The following is a 22,679-nucleotide window of genomic DNA, read 5'->3' on the forward strand; positions in this document are numbered from 1 at the left end:
GCGATGGTGCGTCGATTGGATGATCTTCAGGAAATGGAGCAGATGGAGCTCAATCGTCTGGATGTGTCCGACGAAAAGGTCAAAGACTCGATCAACTCCGTTCTGCGCCACATCGAAAAAGAGATCGCTGAAACGCACAAAGCGATCAAGAAACACATCGATGATGATCCGGACATGCGCCAGATGCGCGACTTGATCGTGACCATCGACGGTATCGGGCAGAAAACCCTTGAGCGGCTGCTGGCCGAGCTGGGCGACCTGCGCAAATACGACGACCCTCGCAAACTGGTCGCTGCTGCAGGGTTGAACCCTAAGCTGCAGGAGTCAGGAAAACTCAAAGGCAGAACAATTATTTCGAGGGTCGGCTCGGCTCGCGTTCGGGCGGGTCTGTACATGCCAGGCCTGGTAGCGCTGAGGCACAACGAGGCGATCATCGCCATGAAGGAACGCTTGAAGGCCAATGGCAAAGCCCCCAAACAGATCATCTGTGCAGCCATGCGCAAGTTGTTGCACTTCGTCTACGGAGTGCTCAAATCGGGCCAACCATTTGACCCGAAATTGGCACTTGCCCGGTGAGGGGCAAGACGGTATCTACACTATCCCTGTAGGAGCTGCCGAAGGCTGCGATCTTTTGCTTTTTGGCGGTAGCCGATTGGTCACCCGATCTTCCCGAATATTGGCCGTTTGCATGCCCCACCCCGCAGACTACTGTGGTCACCACCCCCTCCTCCCACAGGTGATCCGCCATGAAAGCCCTGCACCTCTTCACCGCCACTCTCGCCCTGTCCATGTCCGCTGCCGCGCTGGCCCACGACCCGTCCGAAAAAGTCACCGTCCTGCAAGACCAGATGCTGAAAAACGCCCCCGGCAAAAAAGCCATGATGATCGAAGTCGACTACAAACCCGGCCAATCCTCCATCGCCCACAAGCACGACGGCACCGCCATGGCCTATGTGCTCGAAGGCGAAGTGATTTCCCAGGTCAAGGGCGAACAGCCGATCACCTACAAGAAAGGCCAGTTCTGGTACGAACCGGCCGGCTCCGAACATCTGGTGTCGAAAAACGCCAGCAACAGCAAACCGGCGAAGTTGCTGGTGTTCATGGTGTTGGCGCCGGACGAACAAGTGCTGATCCCTTTGAAAAACTGATGGTTGTTGGCACAGCCATAAATAAAAAGGCGCAAAACACTGTTTTGCGCCTTTTTATTTCCCGAGGCAATTAACCGATTTGCCTTAAAGCCAATAAAACTAATGCATTGCCACAACACGGAAAATTGTCAGCTTATTTACAGGTTGGCGGGTTTAGTCTGAGTCAACTGTCGTGCGCCTTTGACAAACAGCCGCGACAACTATGACGTTCCGACTGAAGTTGCTTCACGGGAGACTCACCATGAAACTTGCGTTTGCCAGTACCTTGGCGATATCGGTTTTAGCTTTGTCCGCCTGCTCAGTACCCACCGCGCCGAAAGCGGTTTCGTCCCTCGATACGCTGTTCACCCAACCGGTTGGCCGCAGCAGCGCCGCCCAAGTGCAAAGCGGCCCCGGCGTGTCACTGGGCGTGGTCTACAGCCCCAGCACCCTGACCAACCGCGAATACCTGCGTAACTATCAAGCCAACGCCGGCACCGGTTTCGGCCAGAGCCTGCTGGTGCAGCCGATCCATGACGCCTACGTCAACACCTCGAAACCGGACATGGCGGTGGATTGGGTCAAGGCCTCGCTGCAACGGCAGTTCGGTTCAGTAACGGTGTACCCGGACATGCAGAGTTTGCGTGCAGCGCATCCCGACGTGGTGGCGATCATCGACACCCACAGCCAGTTGATCACCTCGCGCAGCTCCGACATTAAGGCTGATGTGAGTGCGGATTTTTATGATGCGAAGTTGAACTACATCGGTACGGCGAAAGGTTCTGAAGCGAAGGAACTGACGCCGGTGTGGGCGGACTTCAAAGGTTCGGACGAGATCGTCGCTGATATTAATCAGCAGCAGGATGTGCAAGTTCGGGCGCTGCAGAAGTTTGATCAGTCGCTGAGTAATTTATTGACCAGACCGACAGATAAAGTGTCGATGCTGGATAACAAACAAGCACCTGACTTGTATTGAAAGTAAGGCCCTCATCGCTGGCAAGCCAGCTCCCACAGGATTTGTGGTGACACTCAAACCCTGTAGGAGCTGCCGAAGNTTTGACTTTTAAAATCAAAAGATCGCAGCCTTCGGCAGCTCCTACAGGGAGCGCATCAACGAGCATAAAAAAGCCCCGGCATCTCACGACACCGGGGCTTCTTCATTCAACCACTACTCAGGCCAGTTCAAGCTCGGCATTCGCAGCAGCCGCAGGCACCACCGCCTGCCCGCTCAACGCGAGGTCCAGCAGCTCACGGTTGGCAACGGCGTACATGGCGTAGTCCGTGCCGCTCGCAGCACGGATTTCCACCAGCATGGCGCGCCAGCGCTCGATCATGCTTTCGTGCTGTGCCATCCACAGCGCCAGACGTGCTTCCACGTCCTGGGTGCCGTCGCCCTGTTGCAGGACGGAGATGGTGATCGCACGTTGCTGCCAGTCCACATCGTCACGGAACGCTTCACGGGCCAGGGCCTGCCAGTTGTTTTCAACCGGCAGCGCGCTGATCTGTTGCAGGTACCAGGTGATGTCCAGCGCACTGCCTACGGCGAAGTAGGCCTTGGCCACTTCGGCCGGATCCTGGCCAGTGACGTCGGACGCTTCGATGATCGGCAGCAGGGTGTACAGGTGCGAGGTACCCGCCACCATACGCGCCAGCAATTCCGGCACACCGGCCGCGACGTAAGCCTGATAACGCGCCTGCCAGTTTTCACGGATTTCGCCGCTCAGCAGTTCGTCGAGCTTCAGACCCAGCTCCTTGAGGTGCGGACCGAAGTGCGCGACATCACGGGCAGCGTTCTGCTCGTTGCGACGGGCACGCAGGAACCAGCGGGTAGCACGGCGGCCCAGACGCATCAGCTCGTCCATCAGCTCCAGCTGCACGTCAGCGGAAACCTGATAGTCGAGCGCTTCGATCTGACGGAACCAGTGCGGGAGGTGGAAGATGTCACGCACGATCACGTAGGCGCCAGCCACGTTCGCCGGGCTCATGCCGGTCGACTCTTTGAGTCGCTGCACGAAGGTGATGCCCATGTGGTTGACCAGATCGTTGGCGATCTGGGTGCTGACGATCTCGCGCTTCAAACGGTGACGACGCATGGCTTCGGAGAACTTGCTGACCAGGGTCGGCGGGAACGCCGTTTCCATGTCGCGGGTCAGGTAGTCGTCGTCCGGCACCAGCGAGTTCAGCAGCTGTTCCTTGAGGTCGATCTTGCTGTACGAGATCAGCACCGACAGCTCGGGACGGGTCAGACCATGGCCTGCCGCAACGCGCTCGTTGATCTGCTCTTCGGTCGGCAGGAACTCGATGGCACGGTCCAGCTTGCCACGGCCTTCCAGATCGCTCATCAGACGCTTGTACTCGGCAATGCGCTCGTAGGCACGACGCGCTGCCAGGGACAGGGCCTGGGTCTGCTTGTAGTTGTTGCCCAGCACCAGACCACCAACTTCGTCGGTCATGCTCGCCAGCAACTGGTTGCGTTGCTTGTCGGTCATGTCGCCGGCCTGAACCACTTCGTTCAGCAGGATCTTGATGTTCACTTCGTGGTCGGAGCAGTCCACGCCACCGGCGTTGTCGATGAAGTCGGTGTTGGAACCGCCGCCATTCAGACCGAATTCCACACGACCCAGTTGGGTCATACCGAGGTTACCGCCCTCGCCCACCACTTTGCAGCGCAGCTCGTTGCCGTTCACGCGCAGTGCATCGTTGGCCTTGTCGCCGACGTCGGCATGGCTTTCGCTGCTGGCCTTGACGTAAGTGCCGATACCGCCGTTCCACAGCAGATCCACCGGCGCCTTGAGCAAGGCGTTCAGCAGTTCGGTCGGGGTCAGCTTGTCGGCCTTGATGTCGAAGCGTTCTTTCATCTGCGGCGAGATGGCGATGCTCTTCGCGCTGCGCGAGAAGATGCCGCCACCTTCGGACATGATGCTGGTGTCGTAGTCGGTCCAGGCCGAACGCGGCAGGTCGAACATGCGCTGACGCTCGACGAAGCTGGTGGCCGGGTTCGGGTTCGGATCGATGAAGATGTGCATGTGGTTGAACGCAGCGACCAGTTGCAGCTTGTCGGACATCAACAGGCCGTTACCGAACACGTCACCGGCCATGTCACCGACGCCGACCACAGTGATGCTGTCTTCCTGAACATTGATGCCGCGCTCGCGGAAGTGGCGCTGTACGCCGACCCACGCGCCCTTTGCGGTGATGCCCATTTTCTTGTGGTCGTAACCGGCGGAACCACCGGAGGCGAACGCGTCGCCCAGCCAGAAGCCGTAGTCGATGGCGATGCCGTTGGCGATGTCGGAGAAGGTCGCAGTGCCCTTGTCCGCGGCCACCACCAGGTACGGGTCATCGTCGTCATGCCGCACGACGTTGGCCGGCGGCACCAGCGCGCCGTCTTTCAGGTTGTCGGTGATGTCCAGCAGACCGGAAATGAAGATGCGGTAGCAGGCGATGCCTTCGGCCGCGATCTCGTCACGGCTGCCGCCCAGTGGCAGACGACGCGGCAGGAAGCCGCCCTTCGCACCCACCGGCACGATGACCGAGTTCTTCACTTGCTGGGCTTTTACCAGGCCGAGGACTTCGGTACGGAAGTCTTCTTCACGGTCGGACCAGCGCAGACCACCGCGCGCAACGTTGCCGAAACGCAGGTGCACGCCTTCGACGCGTGGCGAGTACACGAAGATTTCGAACTTCGGAACCGGCTTCGGCAGCTCAGGGATCGCGTGCGGGTTGAACTTGAAGCTGAAGTACGACTTGTTCTGGCCGTTGGCGTCAGTCTGATAGAAGTTGGTACGCAGCGTGGCTTTGATCAGGTCCAGGTAACGACGCAGGATGCGGTCTTCGTTGAGCACCTGAACATCGTCCAGAGCGGTCAGAATCGCCTGTTCCAGACGTTGTTGTTTGTCTTCCAGATCATCACTGCCCAGCTTGCGCGCCAGGTAGAAACGGGTCTTGAACAACCGGGTCAGCTCGCGAGCGATGTCGGTGTGGTTGTTCAGGGTGCTGGCGATGTAACCCAGGTCGAAGCCCAAGCGGATCTGCTTCAGGTAACGGGCGTAGGCACGCAGCAGCGCCACGTCGCGCCATGGCAGACCGGCGGTCAGCACCAGACGGTTGAACGCATCGTTCTCGGCATCGCCACGGACGATGTGGACGAACGCGTCCTGCAGGGTGTCGTTGAGTTGCTGGATATCCAGCTCCAGACCTTCGGCTGCGGTGAACGCGAAGTCGTGAATCCAGAACTCGCGGCCATTGGTGTGACGCAGACGGTACGGGAACTCACCCAGCACGCGCAGGCCGAGGTTTTCCAGAATCGGCAAGACGTCGGACAGCGCCAGCGGGGTGTCGGCGTGGTACAGCTTGCAATGCAGCTCGCGCTGACCGGACACCTGGCCCAGCGGCTGATAGAAGCTCATCACCAGCGGATTTTTTTCGTTCAGGCTCAGCAGGTGCTGCATGTCGACCACGGCCGAATGCGCCGCGAAACGCTCGCGGTAACCCGCCGGGAAACCTTTCGGGAAATCCGCCAGCACGTTGGTGCCGTGGGCTTCGCCGAAGCTTTCGACGGTCAGGGCGGCGTAGTCGTCCTGCCAGCTGCGGCAGGCCTGTACCACTTCTTTTTCCAGCAACAGCGGGTCGATGTCGATGCGGTTCTTCGGATCGACACGCAGGATCAACTGCACGCGAGCCAGCACGGACTCGGAGAAGAAGGTCCAGAACTCGCAGTCGGTGGCCTTCAGACGCTCCATCAGCACCTGCTGGATCTTCTGGCGCACTTCGGTGGAATAGATGTCGCGCGGCACGTAGGCCAGGCAGTAGCAGAAGCGACCGTACGGGTCTTTGCGCAGGAACACGCGGATCTTGTTGCGTTCCTGGATCTGCACGATCGACATCACGGTGCTGAACAGTTCGTCGACCGGGGTCTGGAACAGGTCGTCACGCGGCAGCACTTCAAGCACCTGCGCCAGTTCCTTGCCCAGGTGAGCCTTGGACTGGAAGCCGGAACGGCGTTCGATTTCTTCGACCTTGCGGCGGATGAACGGGATGACCCGCACGCTCTCGCCATACACCGAGGAGGTGTACAGGCCCATGAAGCGGTGTTCCTTGATGACGTGGCCGTCGGCGTCGATTTCACGGATCGACACGTAATCCGGGTAAGCCGGACGGTGTACGCGGCTCGGGTGCGCAGCCTTGGCGAACGACAGCAGGGTCGGTTCGCGCAGGTAGTTCACCGCGTAGTCTTCGATGTGCCGGTCTTCGTTGGTCAGGCCGGTGCGCAGCAGCTTGGTCAGACCGAGGAAGGAATTCTGGTCGTATTCGATATGGCCGCCATCGGCCTGATCGACAACGGTGAACTCTTCGTAGCCGAGGAAGGTGAAGTGGTTGCCCACCAGCCATTCCAGAAAGCTCTTGATTTCGCTCTTTTCGTCGGCATCGACGGCGAATGCGCTGTGATCGAGCTTGGTGAGGATCTCCTGCACCTTGGCCTTCATCGGCTCGAAATCAGCGACCGCGACGCGCACTTCACCGAGCACTTGCTCCAGCTCTTTGCTCAGCACATTCAGTTCGGCCGCGTTGGCGCAGCGGTCGATTTCCAGGTACATCAGCGACTCGTGCAGCACGCCTTCGCCGGTGCTGCCCTTTGGCAGGATTTCCAGCAGCTCGCCCTTGCTGCCACGACGCACGCTGAGCACGGTGGTCTGCAGGGTGTGGATGCTGTAGCCGCGACGGTTCAGCTCGGTGCGCACCGAGTCGACCAGGAACGGCAGGTCGTGGTGCAGCACTTCGACCGCGGTGTGGGTCGACTGCCAGCCATGACGCTCGTAATCAGGGTTGTAGACGCGCACTTGCGGTTGCGCGTGATCGAAGCGCTCAAGCAGGCGCCACGCGGAAAGAGTACAGCCAGCGAGGTCGGAGAGGCGACGTTGGGTCAGCTCGTCCAGGGAAATGATGCCGAAGAATTGTTCAGCGAACAGCGCCACTTGTGGCAGTGCCTGTTCACTGATGTGCTGCGCCAGTGCCGCTTGCAGTTGGTGCTGGAAGTCGGCTTTGCTGGCTGCGGTGAAGAACGCCATCTGTGGTACTCCGCTTAAGCTTGTTATTGATGGAAAGCGTCGCGTGCAACACCCCTTGCGGGGCTTGTGTCGCCCTGTTCCTGAATCTCGGGCAGAGGAAACAGGGGGACAGGTGGGTGAAGCTGGACGAGACACTCAGGTCACATTCACCTTCCATTGAATGGGCATCTGCAAAAACGACTGTCGAGGCTGCCGACAATGCCTTTACGGGTGCTCATTCGTTGCGCAGCTTAATGGGTGCGACAATGTGTCTGCTTGCGGTGCTGCGACATATTCGGTCATTGGCACGTAAACCAAGGCTGGGGCATGGCACAACACTAGCAGTGGATGGGCGAACTGGTCGGATTAAAACCCTATTTTCCACACATTCGTATCGAAAATGACTGCCTGAACAACGAACGTTCCCGCGCGTTCGGCCCTGCGCCTCCCTGCTTTCAGCCCCCCCTCCAAAAAAATGGCAACGATTTAGAGAAAAAACAAGTAGTTACAAGGCTTTTCCACCTTCTTACAAACAGCAAAGAAAAAGCCCACAGAAACTTCAGAACATATTCTTACAACCTGAATTGTTTGAATTTCAACGCAATGCTATCAATGTAAAAACATTCTCCACCCGAAGGATCGGGCATTCAATGCACAAGGAACTTGCACATGTCACAACTGGAACTTCCCGGGATAATCACCTATGCCGATGGCACGTGGGAAATAATCAATTTAAACCCAAACACGATAAGAGGCGACATCCGCAGAAACTATCCCTTGGGAAATCCGATGCATGGGTTCACCCTCGCACTACAAAATGACTACAACACACGCAAGCAAAATCTTGAAGCCAACCTTCAATCCGAACTGAACATCAAAGAAAGCAGCTATCCGCCTCTGACAGCCATTACGCCGGACTCATGGCTATCCCGGGCAACAAACATCGTCAACGAACTTTTATTTCAGAAAAACGCCGAACTTCAACAACAATTGAAAACTGTAAATACTGCAAAACTTTATGCAAAGCTGGAAGCAACTTACAACGCCATGATCCTCACCGATCAGATTGCAAGCCTGCAATCCCGGCAAACACAGTTATATGCCGAAACAAACCGCCGACAAGCCGAGGCTCTGGCCTTGCAACAGGCTGCCGAAGCCGCGCGCCGGATAGAAGAAGCACGCAGGCAAGCGCAGGAGCAGGCGCGCCTCGCAGCCCTTGCCGAAGCCCAACGAATCGCCGAGGAAAACGCGAGGCTCGCGGCAGCAGAGGAAGCCAGGCAGATCGACGAGCACAAGCGCGCCGTGGCGTTCGTTGCCGACGCCAATAAATACATCCTGGAGAAATACGGCGCGAACCTGCATCAGGTCGTTATGGATCTTCAAAAGGACATTTCAGGCAAGAAGATCCGAAGCTACACCGAAGCCATGCAGACCTTCGAAAAAGTGCGCACCAACCCGAATGCAAGGCTCAGCCCGCAGGATACCCGTGCGGTTGTCGACGCACTGAACGCGCTGGACAAGGCGACCTACACGGACAGTGTCAATCGGCTCGCCAAAGGATTTGGCGTAACCGGAAAAATCGTGCAGGTGCACTCGGTGATCGAGAAAACTGCGATTGGTTTCCAAGAAGGCAATTGGAAACCGTTGATGCTGGAGCTTGAGAGTATTGCGGCTGGTATGGGGGCAGGCGCACTACTGGCAGTGACCGCCGCCTACTTTTTCCCGGCACTGGTTACTACCGTACCCGGTATAGCAGTAGTCGGCTTATTGATTGCCTTGGCAGCAGCCTTTTTGAGCGCTGATAACGTGGAAAAAATAAATACACTGATCCTTGATCAGTTCAATAGCGCTTCCTCAAAAGGATAGCAAACATCTGTAACGGGCCAGCCTTCCGGCTGGCTCTGTTAAACAGACAACACAGCCAGCCTACTGGAGAACACCAAGATGAATAAAAACCCGCCTGAACTGACTGTACCTCCATTATTGATTTCCCTTTTCTGCGCGCCGATCTTTTTTATAAACCTTCTTCTTCCTGCACTCCCGCAAAGCAGCCTGGATTTTGCTATCAACGACTTCCTGGACAACCAGCTTTTCGGCTTGAGCGGATTCTGGTCTTCCTTATTCCCCTTCAGTTCCAAAGCAACCGCAAACTATGTAGCGGTTGTCGGGCCAATATTTGCACCAATTCTATTCTACAAAATTTACAAAACAATGAAGATTGACCCGACCCAGTACAAAAACAGGATTTTAACTCGATTCATCACCGGAATATTCTTTACAGCCTTTATGATTATATTTTTTATATTAGCTTTTTATTTAACCGAAACAGATCTTGGAAAAGGCACCGGAAAATATGGAAACCTGTTTGGACAAAACATATTGTTTTACTCGATATTCTCTTCAGGCATGTTGATACTTTTCTTTGTCATCCCATTTCTGATCCATCGAATCTTTTTTTACTTTCCGTACTTGCTGATCAAGAACTGGAAGGAAAAAAGGGAACGCCGCCACTCTCATTGAGCGCTATGCCTTCCCTTTTTCCTGAGCTGTTTACAGCCCCCCATCAACATCAGTCAGGCAGCTCCTCGAACGCCCTGAATTTACTAACCGTGGCACAGTCGTAACACAGGGTTTTCAGGACCAGTTTATCCATGCTGGCGTCGATATTGCTGGAGTCACACTCTCGGCAAAACAGCCTCAAATGACCGAGCAGGTCGCTGTCAAAAGCTGCACGGGAGAAGAACTGCGGCACCAGTTCATCGCGCCAATACATTCCCGGCGACTTGGAAAAGCCGGCTCCGCTGTCCTTGAGCACTACGTCGTACAACAGCCGATGCAGCGCCGATTGCGGTACCCGCGAATCGCGGTGTGCGTTTTTGCGCCAGTTCCGAGTCAGGGCATCCTGAGCGGTCCCGAGCATGTTGCGCGGGATGGTGTTGGACGCATGATTGCGACCTTTGGAATTGCCGGTAGCGTAGAAATGCGCAGCGTTTTTTACTGCCAGACGGGCAAAGTAATAGAGCTGGCTTACAGAAAAATCCTGCAGGAGTTGCCCCACAACTGTTTCAGCACGCGCCTCGGCCGTGAACGAAAAACTGACTTCATTGGCCAGTACACGGATGTATTGAAGCGATTCTTCTCGGGCCAAATCGAAGATCAGCCCGTAGAGTTCGCTCTTCCAGGCGACCTGAATGTCGCCGGACAATTCCTGATAGAGCGCCAGGTAAAGGCTTTCCCGATTACAGCGCGCAACCCCGCCGAGTGCCACATTGGGCTGCCAGCGCACTGCAGAATAGTCACTGATACTGCAACCCTCAGTGCGATCAAAGGCCCTGATATCAGAGCTCGTCGCGACCGTTACCACGCCGGCCTCGTGCAGACTCTTCAATCTTTCCTCACTTGCCTCAACGCTCGGTGCCAGACGTTCGCTTCGGGAAGACGCGTTCAACGGAGCGATCCATTCGGGACGGCTGACGTTGCCATCGTCCAGCAAGGCCAACAATGTCAGTTTCTGCACAAACCCAAGGGCCCCATATGGCACCGCGAGCCTCGGTATGCCGAAGTGCGATTCAAGTTCCCGTCGGTCACGCTCGGCCTGCGCCGCCAAGTGTTGCTGATGAACCTGCCAGCACGCCTGGCAAGTACAGGCCATGCGCCGGCCATGGCGGGCGAATTCAGAGTATCGGTGCTCGCACCGTACGCACTTGTAAGGATGACGCTGCGAGACCGAAGTGCCCCGGGCGTGCCGACGTATCCACATGGGTAAATCACAATAAGGGCATTTCAGGTCTTGACTGACAATCGGCGGCAATACCTTGAGCAAGCTGCGAACAGTGACAGGGATCTGATACTCGACCAGGAGCGCGGCGCTTTTTTCGCCGTCCAGATACCGTTGATAAATCTGCTCGACCTGAGCGTCAGAAAGGTGAGCGATTTCCTCTGCGCGTTCGAAATACGGATGCATTGAAAGAGGTCCTTTTTTTCAGTTTGTATTGACGCACTCCTTTGCGTTTGAACGGCAAAATAATGACAATCGTGTCGATAAAACAAGCGAAAAAGCAAAAAATGGCTGCCAAGTTCAAACATGTATTTTTTCCTGCGGCGTCCTCGGAAATTTCAGCGCTCAACCTAGGATTCAACTGTCGGAATTCTCCTTCTTCATTGATTCAGCCAAATTTCACGCGCCCTTTTATCGCAGGCATCCATAAAGCAACCCGCGCAAGAGAGCAGCGCAATTTCGTCAACGCTGGCAAAATCGCGCTTTCGATTGCACTTAGCGCCCGTCGGCCAGGAACTCCCCATGCAAATGACCACCGCCCTACTGATCGTCAACCCGTGCGACGACGAAGAAGACAACATGGCCATGCTCTGCTGCCATAGCGACAAGGGCGATATGTTTCTGATGAGCCGCTATCCGGACGAGGACGAGCTGGAGATCACCCTGGATGGCGAGCCTTCGACGCTCGACGGCGTAAAGGTCACCCTGAGCAAAACGCAGTTGAAGATCGAGATCGCGGCGGCGGATGCCGATGCGCTGAATGGCGATGATGTGCTGGAGATCACTTTCAATCCGGAGATGGTGGATCTGGAGGAGGTTGAGGAAACCTTGAAGAATATTCTGGATGGCACCGGCACCTATATCAGCCAGATTTGAGGGTGACTGAGCCGGCCTCTTCGCCGGCAAGCCAGCTCCCACAGAGAGCGATGTGTTGCATAAATCGCATTCGCACCGCTGATACCTGTGGGAGCTGGCTTGCCAGCGATGGGGCCAGAACTGCCACCTCACCACTCCCCCTGCTACAAAATTCCAACAAATCCCCCGTTCATTTCCCGCACTTTGCGCAAAATGCCGTTAGTCGCCACCCCCCTCGATGGATTAAAGTAACGCCCCCAGCCCCGGCGTTATCCGAACGCCTGCGGCCACCCTTTCCAGGAACAGTCACCGATGGAACATCGTGAAGCGCTGCTGGCGCTGCGAACCTTTCTTTCAACGCAGATTCTCGGCCAGGAAAAACTCATCGAGCGTTTGCTCATCGCCCTGCTCGCCGACGGCCACATGCTGGTCGAGGGCGCTCCGGGTCTGGCCAAGACCAAAGCGATCAAAGAACTCGCCGAGGGCATCGAAGCCCAGTTCCATCGCATCCAGTTCACCCCGGACCTGCTGCCGGCCGACATCACCGGCACCGAGATCTATCGCCCGGAAACCGGCAGTTTCGTGTTCCAGCAAGGGCCGATCTTCCACAACCTGGTGCTGGCGGACGAAATCAACCGGGCCCCGGCCAAGGTGCAATCGGCGCTGCTCGAAGCCATGGCCGAGCGTCAGGTCAGTGTCGGGCGCAGCACTTACGAGCTGTCGCCGCTGTTTCTGGTGATGGCGACGCAGAACCCGATCGAGCAGGAAGGCACCTACCCGCTGCCAGAAGCGCAGCTCGACCGCTTCCTGATGCACGTCAAGATCGGTTTCCCGGACGCCGCCGTCGAACGCCGGATCCTGCAGCAGGCCCGTGGCGAAGCGCTCAACGGCGAAACCAAACCTGAACGCCGGGTCAGCCAGCAGGCGATTTTCGCCGCGCGCAAGGAAATCCTCGGTCTGTACATGGCGGACGCCGTAGAGGAATACCTGGTGCAACTGGTCATGGCCACGCGCACCCCGGCCAAGTTCGACCCGGAGATGGCCGAGTGGATCGCCTACGGCGCCAGCCCGCGTGGTTCTATTGCTCTCGACCGCTGCGCCCGGGCTCACGCCTGGCTGGCGGGTCGCGATTTCGTCAGCCCGGAAGACATTCAGGCGGTGCTGTTCGACGTGTTGCGTCACCGCATCATTCTGTCGTTTGAAGCCGAAGCCGCCGGCATCGATCAGGATCGGGTGGTGCAGCGGATTCTCGACGTCGTAGCCGTCGCTTGACCCCCATGAACGCCCCCCTGCCGTCCGAACCGGGCATCCGCATCAGCCTCACCGACCTGATCGAGATGCGTCACCGTGTGCGCGAAGTGCAGCTGTTTTCCACGCCAAGTCAGCGCAGCCCGCTGATCGGCCTGCACCACTCGAAATTTCGCGGACGCGGGGTCGACTTCGATCAGGTGCGGGTCTATCAGGCCGGCGACGACGTGCGCACCATCGACTGGCGCGTGACCGCGCGCACCCAAGAGCCGCACACCAAGCTGTTCCACGAGGAGCGCGAACGACCGATTTTTATCATGGTCGAGCAAAGCACGCGGCTGTTTTTCGGCTCCGGGCTGATGTTCAAGTCAGTGCTGGCGGCGCAAGCGGCGGCGCTGATCGGCTGGGCCGCGCTGGGGCACAATGATCGGGTTGGCGGGCTGGTGTTCGGCGACAACGAGCACTACGAAATCAAACCGCGCCGCAGCAAGCAGAGCCTGCTGCAATTGCTCAACCGTCTGGTCAAGGTCAATCAGTCGCTGCACAGCGAACGCGAGCCGGACCGCGATGCCCTCGGCGTGGCGTTGCGCCGGGCGCGTGAAGTGTTGCGCCCGGGCAGTCTGGTGATCGTCATCTGTGACGAGCGCGCGCTGACCGACAGCGCCGAGCAGCAACTGAGCCTGCTGGCGCGCCATTGCGACCTGCTGATGCTGCCGCTGTCCGATCCGCTGGACCACGCCCTGCCCGCCGCCGGGCTGCTCAGATTCGCGGAAAGGGGCGCGCAACTGGAACTCGACACCCTCAATTTCGAGCTGCGTCAAACCTATCGCGCCCAGGCCGAGGCCCGTATCGCCCGCTGGGAATTGCTCGCGCAAAAACTGCGGGTGCTGCTGATGCCGTTGAGCACGCAAAGCGAAATGGTCGAGCAGATGCGCGAGTTCCTCAATCCGCAGCGCCCGGGGAGCAGTCGATGAACGGCCTCGAGCAACTGCAACCGCTGATTTCGCCACCGCCGATCGACTTTTGGCCGCCAGCGCCGGGCTGGTGGCTGCTGCTGTTATTGCTGCCGCTGCTGGGCTTCGCCGTGTGGCGTTTGCGCCGGTTCATTCCGCTCAAGAAACGCCCGATCGTGCGCGCCGAACAGCCGCTCGATCCGGTACGCATCGCCGCGCTGGCCGAACTGGCACAAATGCCCAAACCCTACGACGGTGCACCGGCCGGGGCGTGGCTGCAGCAGCTCAACGGCCTGCTCAAACGCCTGTGCCGCAACCACTACCCTTACAGCCAGAGCCACACGCTCAATGGCCGCAAATGGCTGGCATTTCTCGACAACCGTTGCCCAGCGGCCGGTCTGACGCGCTGGATGGTGCTGGTCGAAGGCGCCTACAAACCGGAATGCAAACTTGACGACAAAGCCATCGCCGGCCTGACCCAAGCCGTCGACACCTGGATTCGCAAGCATGTTTGAGTTCGCCTGGCCGTGGATCTTCGTGCTGCTGCCGCTGCCGTGGCTGATGCGTCTGGTGTTGCCGGTGGCCGACAGCGGCGAGCCGGCGTTGCGCGTCAGTTTCCTCTCGGACCTCGAAGGCCTCGCCCGTCGCCGCGCCCGAGCCAACCTGCCAGCGTGGCGTCAGCAGGCGCCGTTTCTGTTGCTGTGGCTGCTACTGCTGAGCGCCGCGGCGCGCCCGCAATGGCTCGGCGAACCGTTGCCGATTGCCGCCAGCGGCCGTGATCTGCTGGTGGCGGTGGACGTGTCCGGCTCGATGGATTTTCCCGACATGCAGTGGCAGGACGAAGACGTCAGCCGCTTGTCGCTGGTTCAGCATCTGCTCGGGGATTTCCTCGAAAGCCGCGATGGCGACCGCGTAGGTCTGATCCTGTTCGGCAGTCAGGCGTATCTGCAGGCACCGCTGACATTTGACCGCCACACCGTGCGCGTCTGGCTTGATGAAGCGCGCATCGGCATTGCCGGCAAGAACACCGCCATCGGCGACGCAATCGGTCTGGCGCTCAAGCGGCTGCGCCTGCGTCCGGCGCAAAGCCGAGTGTTGATTCTGGTCACCGACGGTGCCAACAACGGTGGCGAAATCGATCCGCTGACCGCCGCAAAACTGGCCGCCAGCGAAGGGGTGAAAATCTACCCGATCGGCATTGGTGCGGACCCGGAAGACAGTGGCAGCACCGGCCTGCTCGGGGTCAATCCGAGTCTGGACCTCGACGAACCGGCTCTCCAAGCCATCGCCAACGCCACGGGCGGCCAATACTTCCGCGCCCGCGACGGCAAAGAGCTGCAAACGATCAAGGACACTCTCGACCAACTCGAACCGGTCACCCAGCAACCGACCCAGGCACGCCCGGCGCAAGCCTTGTATCACTGGCCGCTGGCGTTGGCCCTGCTGCTGAGCCTGTTGCTGGTCGTCCGCGAATTGTGGCCGGACAACCCGCTGCAACGCCTGTTTACCAAGGAGCTGTATCTGCAAAGTCCGTTGCCTGACTGGCGTGAGCGTCTCAAGCGCCTGCGTTTGCGGAGGCGCCGATGATCGCGCTCTGGCCGCACTGGTTCCGCCCCTGGTGGCTGCTGCTTCTGCCGCTGCTCGGCTGGCTGATCTGGCAACTCTGGCACCGACAAAAACGCGCCGGACGCTGGCAGATGATTCTGCCGCCAGCGTTTCACTCGACGTTGCTCAGCGGTGGCGGTGGACGCGACAGCAAGCTGCCGTGGGTTGCCCTCGGCGTCGCGTGGTTGCTGACCCTCGTCGCGCTGCTCGGGCCGAGCTGGGAGCGCGTCGAACAGACCAGCCAGAAACCCGCCGATCCGTTGGTGGTGGTGCTGGAGCTGACCCCGGAAATGCTCGCCACCGACTCGCCGCCAACGCGACTGGAACAGGCCCGGCGCAAGCTGTTCGACCTGTTGCAGGCACGCAGCGATGCGCAAACCGCGATTGTGGTCTACGCCGGCAGCGCGCACACGCTGGTACCGCTGTCGGATGACCTGGCGACCAGCCGCAACCTGCTCGACGCCCTCAAGCCGTCGCTGATGCCGGAAAGCGGCCACCGCGCCGACCTCGGCGTGGGCAAAGCATTGGCGTTGCTCAAGCAAGGCGCCCTGGGCCAGGGACGCATCCTGCTGATCGGCTCCTTGCTGACCGAGGAGGAACGCCAAGGCATCCGCCGTGCCCTCGGCGAGCAATCGGCGCAACTATTGATGCTCGGCATCGGCACCGCTGAAGGCGCGCCCATCGCTCAGGAGGACGGCAGTTTCCTCAAGGATGAACAAGGCGCGATTCGCGTACCGCAACTCGACAGCCCGGGCCTCGGCGCGTTCCTCGCCAGCGTCGGCGGTGAATACCACAGCGCGCGTCTGGACGAATCCGATTTGCGCGCCCTCGGCCTGCTCGATGGCCCGCGCAGCCTGCGCAACGATGGTCAGACCGTGCGCCTGGACACCTGGGCAGATCAGGGCTACTGGCTGTTGTTGCCGCTGTTGCTGCTCGCCGCGTGTGCCGGACGGCGTGGCTGGTTATTCTGCCTGCCGCTGCTGCTGTGCCTGCCGCAGCCGAGCTACGCTTTCGACTTCGAAGACCTGTGGCTGCGTCCTGACCAACAGGGCTTGCACTTGCTCAAGCAGAAGCGCCCGGCCGAGGCCGCCGAACACTTTGAAGATCACCAGTGGCAAGGGCTGGCGTTGTATGAGGCCGGCGATTACAGTGGCGCCGCTCAGCGTTTCGCCGAAGGCAGCGATGCCCGCGCCCACTACAATCGTGGCAACGCGCTGGCGAAAAGTGGCGAGCTGGAAGCGGCGATTGATGCCTACGAGCAAGCGCTGGAACTGCAATCGGATTTGCGCCCGGCGCTGACCAACAAGGCCCTGGTGGAAAACCTGCTCAAGCAGAAGAACACCCCGCCACCGGCCGAACCACAGCCGCAAACGGCCCAGCCGAACGTGCCCGGCGATGAACCACCGCCAGCGACCGCGCCGCCACCGACGGTCAAAAACGAGACCCCGAGCGAGGCTCAGCCCGGCGAGTCGGCTACCGAGCCGCCGCCGACCACGCCTCCGCAGCCGGGCCCTGACGAAGTGCCGGGCAATCCGCCGGAAGAAGCACCGAATACGGCACCGACGCTGCAACCGGCCGAGGACAACCTCGAAGGCGAGCAACGTCAGGCACTGGAACAATGGCTGGGCAAAATTCCGGACAACCCGGGCGAATTGCTGCGACGCAAATTCTGGTACGAACAGCAACAACATCAGGATCAGGAAAAAACTCGATGACCCGCTTCAGCGCCCTCTTGCTACCCCTGCTGCTCTGCACAGCCACCGCCCAGGCGGCCGAGCTGACGGCCAGCGTGGATCGCAGTCGCCTGAACTCCGGCGAGACGGTCGAGCTCACCCTCGAAACCAGCGATGTCACCCAGTTCGGCAAACCCGACCTGACCCCGCTGGAACCGTTGTTCGAGGTGCGCGGCACGCGTCAGGTCAACCAGTTGAACACGCTTAATGGCGACAACCGCGCCACCACGCGCTGGATCATCACCCTGCTGCCGAAAGAGAACGGCAGCGTGGTCATTCCACCGCTGCAACTGGGCGATGTGCAGAGCCAGCCGATCACCGTGCAAGTGGTCGAGAGCGATACTCGCGCAGAAAAAAACAACCCGAACCCGGTGTTCATCGAGGTCAGCCTCGATCAGTCCAGCGTTTACGTGCAAGCCCAGGCGGTTCTGACCCTGCGCATCTACCATTCAGTGTCGCTGTACGACGACAGCAGCCTGACCCCGCTGCAAATCGCCGATGCGCGTATCGAACAGCTGGGCGACATGCGTACCTATGAGAAAGACATCAACGGCGTGCGCCATGGCGTGATCGAGATGCGCTATGCGATCTACCCGCAGCACAGTGGTTTGCTGCTCATCGCCCCGCAGACGTTCAGCGCCACGCTGGTCGACACCCAGCCCAGCCAGGACGCCACCGCGCAAGGCCCGAAACCGGGCAAATTGCTGCGGGTCAATTCCGCCGAGATCGCCCTGACGGTCAAACCGAAACCGCTGACCTATCCGGCAGATGCGCCGTGGCTGCCCGCTCGCAGCCTGAGCCTGAGCGAAAGCTGGAACCCGGAGCCGGAGCACATTCAGGTCGGTGACTCGCTGACCCGCAGCCTGACACTGAAAGCCGAAGGCCTGGCCAGCTCGCAGTTGCCGGCCCTGCCCGGTACCGAAGCCAACGGCCTGCGCCGTTACCCGGATCAACCGGTGCTGAGCAACCAGAGCGGCGAGCGCGGCCTGATCGGCAGTCGTGAAGAACGCGAAGCACTGGTGCCCAGCCGCAGCGGCAGCATCGAGCTGCCCACCGTCGATGTGGTCTGGTGGAACACCTTCGAAGATCATCTGGAACACACCAGCCTGCCGGCGCGCACCCTGCAGGTGGCGAACAACCCGAGCCTGCAAGTCGACACCCCGGCGGGCACCCTGCAATCGGCCATTGTCGACAGCGATACCCTGTGGTGGTGGAAACTCAGCACCCTGATCCTCGCCTGCACCACCCTGCTCGGCTTCGGCCTGTGGTGGCGTGCGCGCTGGCAACCGGCGGTGCATCGCGCCGCCCAGACCGGCCCAAGCCCGCGCACCTTGCTGGACGACATCAAGCGGGCGTGCCAGGCGAATGATCCGCAAGCGACGCGGCAGGCACTCGATGCCTGGGCGCGGCAACAGCCGGAGACACTGGCGGACATGGCGGCGCGGTTTGTGCCGTTGTCCGACGCGCTGGACGGGCTCAATGGCGCGCTGTACAGCGAGACCGGGCAGCATTGGCAAGGCGAGGATCTGTGGCGGGCGATCCGCACGATTCCGGCGGCGGAGCGGGTGCAGGATCCGGTGGGTGACAGCGGGTTGCCGCCGCTTTATCCGAAGTAAAAAGCAAAAGATCGCAGCCTGCGGCAGCTCCTACATTTAGTCGTAGGCGCTGCCGCAGGCTGCGATCTTTCAGGCGTTGACGGTGTTATGAGGTTTGTTCACTTGCTGCCGCTTCAAGCAGTCGCTTCTCACGCATTCCCAGACCACGGGACAGCGCTGTAGCTTCGTAGAAGATTTTGCCATTGAGCTGATCGGCGACGGCATCGCTATCTCCTCCGGCGGGGCCACGCCCCCAGGTCACGACGTCGCCGCTGGACGTCAGTGCAGCGAAGGCATGGGTGTTGCCATAAATGGCCCGGACGTTGATCAATCTGGCCGTAATGGCATCCGGGATTTCACCGCCTCGATCAGCAAAGCCCCAAGCTACAACAGTGCCGTTGGCCCGCAGCGCGGCAAAAGCAACGTGCCCGCATACAACCTGTACGATATCTGTCAGAGCTGCAACCGGCGCCGGAATAGCCTGGGCTCCCCACCCCACTACACGCCCGCTGCTCAACAGTGCGACGAAAGATCCAAAGTTACCCGTCACGGTCCGGATATCCGTCAGGGCTGCGATCGGCGCAGGAACGTTGGCGCCATGTGCCCCATCCCCCCAGGCAACAACGCTGCCATTGCTTCGTCGGGCGGTAAAGGCCCTTTGAGTGGCGCTCAGCTCGATTATGTCTGTCATGTCTCCAATCGTGGCAGGCACGTTTCCGCCGATAGTGCCGGCTCCCCATGCCACTACCGAACCATTGGCACGCAGAGCTGCAAAGGCGTATGCGGTAGCGACTATATCAACGATGTCAGTCAATACCGCGATGGCCGCAGGCACATTACCTCCGTTGCTTTGGTGCCCCCACGCCACGACCGAACCATTGGCCCGTAACGCAGCAAAGGCGTAGAGGTTGCCAATCACTCTGACGACATCCCTCAATGCAGGGATCGGCTGTGGAAGCGCCGCCCCCATACTAGGGTTTCCCCACGCCACCAGACTCCCATCGCGACGCAGCGCACAGAATGCATAACCGTTGCCGCTCACTGCCAAGATATCCCGCATAAGACTGATGGGTTCAGGTATCTCGCCTCCGTCTTCTTTCCGCCCCCAAGCCACCCCCCCGCCACTTGCCTGACGCGCCGCAAACGCATAACCGCAAGCACTCAGCGATAGGGCATCAGAAATGGCCGGTAACGAATCTCCTAAATTTCCACCCCGGTCAGGACTGCCCCATGCCACCAGTGCTCCACGCTCCGTCCGCGCGGCAAAGGCTGCGTTGTTTGCTTCATGGCCAGATATAAAATTACCGTTCCCGCAAAGGTTCAGCGGATTGACTGTCACTTGATCGTCACTGATCCGCACGTGCAGCAGTCGGTCCGGGCGGGTGTCACGAAACGTCATACCACTGAACTCGCCCTCCTCGCCGTTATAACGCCACCAGGCCCTGACCGGCTGCCGGTCGGTTGCATCCAGCGCGGTCAGCCACGCAGTCCCGCCGCCATAAATCTGATAATTGCCCCGCGAGCGCGCGCCCATTACGAGCAAGCGGCCTGTCCCCAGCGAAGCACGCACGTCATAAACCGCCACGCGCGAGTACTGTTGACCACCGGCCTGACGCAGCACGGTGCAATCCAGCGAAATCTCCTGCCCGACGTTGGCCAACACCACCGACAGCGGCACGCTGATCAGTTTGTCGCGTCCCGCTTCTCCGCTTTCCACGCGAAATGGCACCATCGCCGTGCCCTCTCCGGCAACGCCGATCCAGCGGATCTCGCCGCGGTCGCCAACCTTCAGGCCATACGTCGCGGCAAGGCGCACAGTGGCACCCACCGCAGGTACCGCGCTCGCATCAATCTGGTCGCCGCGTGCGCCATCGATTGAGGGCGGATCGAAATCCAGCAGGGCATTGCCGACCCGCAAGGTCAGCGGAAAGGAGTAACCCAGGGTCTTGCCGTTACGCACGATAAAGTAGTCAATGACGATCCGCCGATTGAGGTTGTTGGTCACAAACTGTTTAGGCACGGTGAACGGCACCTCCTTGCCGGCGGTTTGCGATGTCAGTTGCAGCGAGCCGCTGGTACTGCCGCTGGTGGCCGAGCCGCGCCAGCGATAATTCACCACGTCTTCGGGCAGCGTCTCCAGATACGGCACAATCAATTTACAGCCCAGCGGCGGTACGGCTTCCGGATCGATCAACGACGTGCCAGGCACTGCCTCTTCCACACGCGGCGTCACGAAAAGCGGTTGCACCTCGCCCACCTGCATCTCGAACGGCAACGACTCGCGCACGTTGAGTGTCGCCTCGTCATCATTGGCGACGGAATAGAACACCGAAACCTTCAACCCGTCGAAACGCTGGATCACCACATTCGAGACGTTGCGCAAAACCGGCTCGTCATCCGGCACATCACCAACCGGACGCGGATCTTCGTAATAGACGATGCCGCCGCCGGGGCGCGTGGCCTGCCAGATCAGCGTCAACAGGTCACTGGCGGCACGCCCCGCAAACCATGGAATGCGCACGGTGGCCCAGCGTTCGTCCGGGTTCAGCGTACCGGCAGGGGCTTCGTCCACCGTAGGAGAAGGCAGTCGGAAGGCCTCCCCTATCACCGAGATACCGACGGTCTTGGACGGCCGATCGGCCTCGCCCGCTCGCTTGAGTATGTAGGAGACACTGGCCCGGCCTTTGGCAATGGCCCGTACCTTGTCGTTCGGGATGGTGAACGGCAGCGCAAGACCGACTCGCGTCACCGTCAGCTCTACCGGGCCATGGTTGATCGGTGCGCCCTGGGCGTTGGTTCCCAGCCAAGTCAATGCGACGACATCCTGTACCTGGAAGGAGCCGGCGGGGGTGTTGACCAGAACGTTCACATCGTCATCGTTCAATTCGTCGAGGTCGATTTCGTCAGTCTGCGGATCGGCCTCCAGCACGATAGGCGCATCGAGGCGATTTTCTTTCAGATCCACCACGAGTCGGATTTCCGCTGACCACGGTGAACGCAGATCGGGATAATTGCCGCACTCATCGATCACCTGGTACGTCACGATCACCCCGGCGCTGTCGCCCGCCTGCTCGATCAGTAACTTATCGATGGTCACGACCAGCGGGTTATCGTCAGGGTCATCAATATGTCTTTGCTCGACAAGGACGGTTTTCTCTACGCTGCCCCATGCCACTTTGACAAGGTCGTTGATGCGCATGAAGAGGTACGGCAGGATCGTGATTGGCACACCCGCTGCGGCCTCTTCGGGGCCAACACCGCCGTCAATGATGCTCTGCGGAATATGGTAACGCAGGTTCTGGTTACCGGGCGTCGACTGGTCGTCATCGAAGCCGCCGGGGCGATCCAGTTTGACGAAGAACCTCTCCGGCGGAGTTGACTCAGGCTCCTGAAACGGTCGGGTCACGCGATAAAAAACCGGATAGGCCTCCCCTCTGCGGATATGCCCCTCATCGATAACCCCTTTGATGAGTTCGTTTTCATCTTCTGGCTCGATGTCTTTGCTCCAGACCGGCATCTGCAGGTCGCCCCAGAACACCTCAAGCAGATCACCCGCCTTCATGACCAGCCAGGGAGGCACCAGAAACTCGACGCCTCCCTCCACAGCGGCCACCGGCAACCCACCGTCATAGCCCTGCACGGGAGTCCTGAGCTTGATGATTTTTAAGGGCTTGAGTGCGCTCACGCCTGGATCAGAAGACGTAGAGGTCGACGATGATTGCGTTTTCATACAGGCAA

The 22,679-nt window shown here is 59.6% G+C and carries 15 protein-coding genes; 12 read left to right on the forward strand and 3 right to left on the reverse strand.

Annotation, left to right across the window (positions count from 1 at the left end):
- The 3 genes from ACTJKS_RS12385 to ACTJKS_RS12395 all read left to right on the forward strand — a co-directional run.
- Positions 1 to 576: transposase (locus tag ACTJKS_RS12385; RefSeq protein WP_440828800.1), on the forward strand; the 576-nt coding region annotated here is incomplete at its 5' end.
- A 170-nt stretch (positions 577 to 746) separates the two neighbouring features.
- Positions 747 to 1,148 (forward strand): cupin domain-containing protein, encoded by a 402-nt coding sequence (locus ACTJKS_RS12390; RefSeq protein WP_108182486.1) that lies wholly within the window; start codon positions 747 to 749, stop codon positions 1,146 to 1,148.
- 241 nt (positions 1,149 to 1,389) lie between these two features.
- On the forward strand, positions 1,390 to 2,103 hold the full coding sequence (locus ACTJKS_RS12395) for a hypothetical protein (protein WP_041062440.1): 714 nt from the start codon (positions 1,390 to 1,392) through the stop codon (positions 2,101 to 2,103).
- 196 nt (positions 2,104 to 2,299) lie between these two features.
- Here ACTJKS_RS12395 and ACTJKS_RS12400 read toward each other — a convergent pair whose 3' ends face one another.
- Complete coding sequence (locus ACTJKS_RS12400) at positions 2,300 to 7,195, reverse strand: NAD-glutamate dehydrogenase (protein ID WP_108182485.1); 4,896 nt, start codon at positions 7,193 to 7,195, stop codon at positions 2,300 to 2,302.
- Positions 7,196 to 7,843: 648 nt separating this feature from the next.
- Between ACTJKS_RS12400 and ACTJKS_RS12405 the strand changes: the two genes are divergently transcribed.
- Both ACTJKS_RS12405 and cui read left to right on the forward strand, forming a co-directional pair.
- Positions 7,844 to 9,040, forward strand: a complete 1,197-nt coding sequence (locus ACTJKS_RS12405) for a colicin-like pore-forming protein (protein WP_108182484.1) — start codon at positions 7,844 to 7,846, stop codon at positions 9,038 to 9,040.
- A 78-nt stretch (positions 9,041 to 9,118) separates the two neighbouring features.
- Positions 9,119 to 9,694, forward strand: a complete 576-nt coding sequence (gene cui, locus ACTJKS_RS12410; protein ID WP_108182483.1) for a colicin immunity protein Cui — start codon at positions 9,119 to 9,121, stop codon at positions 9,692 to 9,694.
- Between the two features lie 49 nt (positions 9,695 to 9,743).
- Here cui and ACTJKS_RS12415 read toward each other — a convergent pair whose 3' ends face one another.
- A complete protein-coding gene (locus ACTJKS_RS12415; protein ID WP_108182482.1) occupies positions 9,744 to 11,138 on the reverse strand; it encodes a hypothetical protein in 1,395 nt (464 codons plus the stop codon).
- Between the two features lie 336 nt (positions 11,139 to 11,474).
- Here ACTJKS_RS12415 and ACTJKS_RS12420 point away from each other — a divergent pair, with 336 nt between their 5' ends.
- The 7 genes from ACTJKS_RS12420 to ACTJKS_RS12450 all read left to right on the forward strand — a co-directional run bounded on the left by ACTJKS_RS12420 (position 11,475) and on the right by ACTJKS_RS12450 (position 18,962).
- Positions 11,475 to 11,828 carry a hypothetical protein gene (locus ACTJKS_RS12420; RefSeq protein WP_108182481.1) on the forward strand — a complete coding sequence of 118 codons (354 nt, stop codon included), beginning with the start codon at positions 11,475 to 11,477 and terminating at the stop codon, positions 11,826 to 11,828.
- A gap of 291 nt (positions 11,829 to 12,119) precedes the next feature.
- Positions 12,120 to 13,079: an AAA family ATPase gene (locus tag ACTJKS_RS12425; protein WP_003218556.1), complete on the forward strand. Its 960-nt coding sequence runs from the start codon at positions 12,120 to 12,122 to the stop codon at positions 13,077 to 13,079.
- A 5-nt stretch (positions 13,080 to 13,084) separates the two neighbouring features.
- Entirely contained in the window at positions 13,085 to 14,029 is a 945-nt protein-coding gene (locus ACTJKS_RS12430) for a DUF58 domain-containing protein (protein ID WP_047293911.1), read from the forward strand.
- On the forward strand, positions 14,026 to 14,523 hold the full coding sequence (locus ACTJKS_RS12435; RefSeq protein ID WP_108182480.1) for a DUF4381 domain-containing protein: 498 nt from the start codon (positions 14,026 to 14,028) through the stop codon (positions 14,521 to 14,523). Before ACTJKS_RS12430 ends, ACTJKS_RS12435 begins: the two co-directional genes overlap by 4 nt.
- A complete protein-coding gene (locus ACTJKS_RS12440) occupies positions 14,516 to 15,595 on the forward strand; it encodes a vWA domain-containing protein (protein WP_108182479.1) in 1,080 nt (359 codons plus the stop codon). Before ACTJKS_RS12435 ends, ACTJKS_RS12440 begins: the two co-directional genes overlap by 8 nt.
- Entirely contained in the window at positions 15,592 to 17,328 is a 1,737-nt protein-coding gene (locus ACTJKS_RS12445) for a tetratricopeptide repeat protein (protein ID WP_108182478.1), read from the forward strand. Before ACTJKS_RS12440 ends, ACTJKS_RS12445 begins: the two co-directional genes overlap by 4 nt.
- Positions 17,325 to 18,962 carry a BatD family protein gene (locus tag ACTJKS_RS12450; RefSeq protein ID WP_108182477.1) on the forward strand — a complete coding sequence of 546 codons (1,638 nt, stop codon included), beginning with the start codon at positions 17,325 to 17,327 and terminating at the stop codon, positions 18,960 to 18,962. The genes ACTJKS_RS12445 and ACTJKS_RS12450 overlap by 4 nt, the downstream gene beginning before the upstream one ends.
- 85 nt (positions 18,963 to 19,047) lie before the next feature.
- Here the strand turns inward: ACTJKS_RS12450 and ACTJKS_RS12455 are convergent, their stop codons facing one another.
- Positions 19,048 to 22,671, reverse strand: coding sequence for an RCC1 domain-containing protein (locus ACTJKS_RS12455; protein ID WP_142579961.1), 3,624 nt, complete (start codon positions 22,669 to 22,671; stop codon positions 19,048 to 19,050).
- Positions 22,672 to 22,679 lie beyond the last annotated feature (8 nt).

The sequence above is a fragment of the Pseudomonas sp. 22189 genome (assembly GCF_052045635.1).
Classification (GTDB): domain Bacteria; phylum Pseudomonadota; class Gammaproteobacteria; order Pseudomonadales; family Pseudomonadaceae; genus Aquipseudomonas; species Aquipseudomonas parakoreensis.

Bases quoted from the DNA above. Each gene is read 5' to 3' on its own strand.
- ACTJKS_RS12390 (WP_108182486.1), top strand. From the start codon at position 747: ATGAAAGCCCTGCACCTCTTCACCGCCACTCTCGCCCTGTCCATGTCC.
- ACTJKS_RS12395 (WP_041062440.1), top strand. From the start codon at position 1,390: ATGAAACTTGCGTTTGCCAGTACCTTGGCGATATCGGTTTTAGCTTTG.
- ACTJKS_RS12400 (WP_108182485.1), bottom strand. From the start codon at position 7,195: ATGGCGTTCTTCACCGCAGCCAGCAAAGCCGACTTCCAGCACCAACTG.
- ACTJKS_RS12405 (WP_108182484.1), top strand. From the start codon at position 7,844: ATGTCACAACTGGAACTTCCCGGGATAATCACCTATGCCGATGGCACG.
- cui (WP_108182483.1), top strand. From the start codon at position 9,119: ATGAATAAAAACCCGCCTGAACTGACTGTACCTCCATTATTGATTTCC.
- ACTJKS_RS12415 (WP_108182482.1), bottom strand. From the start codon at position 11,138: ATGCATCCGTATTTCGAACGCGCAGAGGAAATCGCTCACCTTTCTGAC.
- ACTJKS_RS12420 (WP_108182481.1), top strand. From the start codon at position 11,475: ATGCAAATGACCACCGCCCTACTGATCGTCAACCCGTGCGACGACGAA.
- ACTJKS_RS12425 (WP_003218556.1), top strand. From the start codon at position 12,120: ATGGAACATCGTGAAGCGCTGCTGGCGCTGCGAACCTTTCTTTCAACG.
- ACTJKS_RS12430 (WP_047293911.1), top strand. From the start codon at position 13,085: ATGAACGCCCCCCTGCCGTCCGAACCGGGCATCCGCATCAGCCTCACC.
- ACTJKS_RS12435 (WP_108182480.1), top strand. From the start codon at position 14,026: ATGAACGGCCTCGAGCAACTGCAACCGCTGATTTCGCCACCGCCGATC.
- ACTJKS_RS12440 (WP_108182479.1), top strand. From the start codon at position 14,516: ATGTTTGAGTTCGCCTGGCCGTGGATCTTCGTGCTGCTGCCGCTGCCG.
- ACTJKS_RS12445 (WP_108182478.1), top strand. From the start codon at position 15,592: ATGATCGCGCTCTGGCCGCACTGGTTCCGCCCCTGGTGGCTGCTGCTT.
- ACTJKS_RS12450 (WP_108182477.1), top strand. From the start codon at position 17,325: ATGACCCGCTTCAGCGCCCTCTTGCTACCCCTGCTGCTCTGCACAGCC.
- ACTJKS_RS12455 (WP_142579961.1), bottom strand. From the start codon at position 22,671: ATGAAAACGCAATCATCGTCGACCTCTACGTCTTCTGATCCAGGCGTG.